This window comes from Mesorhizobium sp. M1A.F.Ca.IN.020.06.1.1 (assembly GCF_004023265.1).
Classification (GTDB): domain Bacteria; phylum Pseudomonadota; class Alphaproteobacteria; order Rhizobiales; family Rhizobiaceae; genus Mesorhizobium.
The window spans coordinates 1-3,092 of the sequence record NZ_RZSR01000729.1 but is presented as its reverse complement, the minus strand read 5'-3'; the positions used below and the strand labels follow the sequence as shown (position 1 = coordinate 3,092).

Annotated in this window: 1 protein-coding gene and 1 pseudogene; one reads left to right on the top strand and one right to left on the bottom strand. The window is 63.8% G+C overall.

Annotated features, from left to right (window positions below; genetic code table 11):
* Positions 1–347: pseudogene (locus EOA60_RS25895) on the bottom strand (alanine racemase); the annotation flags it as partial.
* Positions 348–489: 142 nt separating this feature from the next.
* On the opposite strand from EOA60_RS25895, the gene leuS reads away from it, so the two are divergent.
* Positions 490–3,092, top strand: a 2,603-nt coding sequence (gene leuS, locus EOA60_RS25890; protein ID WP_128312109.1) for a leucine--tRNA ligase, incomplete at its 3' end; no start/stop codon positions are given.

The following is a 3,092-nucleotide window of genomic DNA, read 5'->3' as shown; positions in this document are numbered from 1 at the left end:
GCGGTCTCCTTGGCAAGCTCGGCGGCGATCTTCTCGCGATCGACGGTCTCGATGACATCGAAAAGCGCCACCGCTTCCTTCGTCTTGTTGGATTGCAGCGGCCCGATCAGGTGCAGCTCGATGTCGGGAAACGCCGCTTTCAGCGCCGGCCATTTACCTTGAGCTTCCTGCACGCGGTTCTCGCCGAAAACACGCTGGCCCGCCTCGATGACCGGGCGGATATCTTCGGCCGCGAAGGTCTTCGAGACCGCAACCAGCATGACGGCGCCGGGCTCACGCTTTGCCTCGCGTTCGGCGCTTGCGATCTTCGCCTTGACCGCGCGAAGCTGTTCGACGGGGCTCGTCATGTCCATATCCTGCCCATAGTTTTAGCACCAACGCCGGATCGCCACAGTTGACGGGTCTGGCAATCCATGGTGAACACCGACATTGTCTCGGCTGCCGGCCTTGCCCAGCGCCGCGCACCCGCTTTTAAGTGAAAAACATCTGATGGCAACCGAACGATACAATCCGCGCACGTCAGAGCCCAAATGGCAGAAGGCCTGGGCCGAAAAGAAGCTGTTCGAGGCCAGGAACGAGGACCCGAAGCCGAAATACTACGTGCTCGAGATGTTCCCTTATCCCTCGGGGAAGATCCATATCGGCCACACCCGCAACTATACGATGGGCGACGTCGTCGCGCGCTACAAGCGGGCCAAGGGCTTCAACGTGCTGCACCCGATGGGTTGGGACGCCTTCGGCATGCCGGCCGAGAATGCCGCGATGCAGAACAAGGTCCATCCCAAGGACTGGACCTACGAAAACATCGCCGTCATGCGCGAGCAGCTCAAGATGATGGGCCTGTCGCTCGACTGGGCGCGGGAGTTCGCCACATGCGACGTCGACTACTATCACCGCCAGCAGATGCTGTTCCTCGACTTCGTCGAGAAGGGGCTGGTGACGCGCAAATCCTCCAAGGTCAACTGGGACCCGGCAGACATGACGGTGCTCGCCAACGAGCAGGTCATCGACGGCCGCGGCTGGCGCTCGGGCGCGCTGGTCGAGCAGCGCGAGTTGACGCAGTGGTTCTTCAAGATCACCGATTTCGCGCAGGACCTGCTGGATTCGCTCGGCCGTCTCGACGAATGGCCGGAGAAGGTCAAGCTGATGCAGCATAACTGGATCGGCCGCTCGGAAGGGCTGCTGATCCGCTGGCCGCTGGCGGCTGCAAGCTCTGCCAAGATCGGCGGCGACATGCACGAGCTGGAAGTCTACACGACCAGGCCGGACACCATCTTCGGCGCCTCCTTCATGGCGGTCGCGGCGGATCATCCGCTGGCCAAACAAGCCGCCGAGAACAATCCGGCGCTGGCCAAGTTCATCGACGAGGTCCGCCATATGGGCACCTCGGTGGCGGCGCTTGAGACGGCCGAAAAGAAGGGTTTCGATACCGGCATCCGCGTCGTCCATCCTTTCGACGACGGCTGGACGCTGCCTGTCTACGTCGCGAATTTCGTGCTGATGGAGTATGGCACGGGCGCCATCTTCGGCTGCCCGTCGGGCGATCAGCGCGACCTCGACTTCGCCAACAAATCCGGCCTGCCGGTAGTCCCGGTAGTGATGCCGGAAGACGGCGACGCAAAAAGCTTCCAGATCACCGAGGAGGCCTATGTCGACGACGGCGTGATGATCAATTCGCGCTTCCTCGACGGCATGAAGCCGCAGCGCGCGTTCGACGAGGTGGCGAAGCTGCTCGAACAGAAGACGATCGGCGGCCGGCCGATGGCGGAGCGCAAGGTGAATTTCCGCCTGCGCGATTGGGGCATCTCGCGCCAGCGCTACTGGGGCTGCCCGATCCCGATGATCCACTGCGAGGCCTGCGGCGTGGTGCCGGTGCCGAAGGCCGATCTGCCGGTGAAACTGCCTGACGACATCGAGTTCGACCGTCCGGGCAATCCGCTCGATCGGCATCCGACATGGCGTCACGTGAAATGCCCGCAATGCGGGCGCGACGCGCGGCGCGAGACCGACACGATGGATACGTTCGTCGATTCGTCGTGGTATTTCGCGCGCTTCACCGCCCCCTGGGCGAACGAGCCGACCGAGCCGAAGGCGGCGGACGAGTGGCTGGCGGTGGACCAATATATCGGCGGCATCGAGCACGCGATCCTGCATCTGCTCTATTCGCGCTTCTTCACGCGTGCCATGCGCGAGACCGGCCATTTGAACCTCGCCGAGCCGTTCAAGGGCCTGTTCACGCAAGGCATGGTGGTGCACGAGACCTACCGCGTCGGCGGTCCGTCGACAAATGGGCGCTGGCTGTCGCCGAGCGAGGTCAGGATCGAGGATGCCGGCGGCAAGCGCCGCGCCATCGAGATCGCGACCGGCGAGGAAGCGTCGATCGGCGCGCTCGAGAAGATGTCGAAATCGAAGAAGAACACGGTGAGTCCGGAGGAGATCACCGACGGCTACGGAGCCGATACCGCGCGCTGGTTCATGCTGTCGGACTCGCCGCCGGAGCGCGACGTCGAATGGACCGACGAAGGTGCCGCCGGCGCGCATCGCTTCGTGCAGCGCGTCTGGCGCCTGGTGCAGATCGCGGCCGAACAGCTTGCCGACGTGAAGCCGGCCGCGGCGAGCGAAGGCGAGGCAGGTGCAGTTTCCAAGGCCGCGCACAAGATCCTTAAGGCGATCGGCGAGGACATCGAGAAGCTCGGCTTCAACCGAGCTATCGCCCGCATCTACGAGCTTGCCAATGCGCTGGCCGTGCCGCTCAACGACGTCGCCGAAGGCAAGGCTGACGCGGCGCTGAAGGGCGCCTGCCGCGAGGCCGTCGAGATCCTGGTGCATGTGATCGCGCCGGTGATGCCGCATCTGGCCGAGGAATGCTGGGAGGCGTTGGGCGGCACCGAGATGGTCGCCGAACGGCCGTGGCCTGCCTACGATCCGGCCCTGGTCGTCGACAACGAGATCATGCTGCCGGTGCAGGTCAACGGCAAGAAGCGCGGGGATTTGACAATTGCCCGCGACGCGGATCAAGGTGCCGTCGAAAAAGCGGTGCTGGCTCTCGACTTCGTGCAGAAAGCGCTCGATGGTAAAGCCCCGCGCAAGGT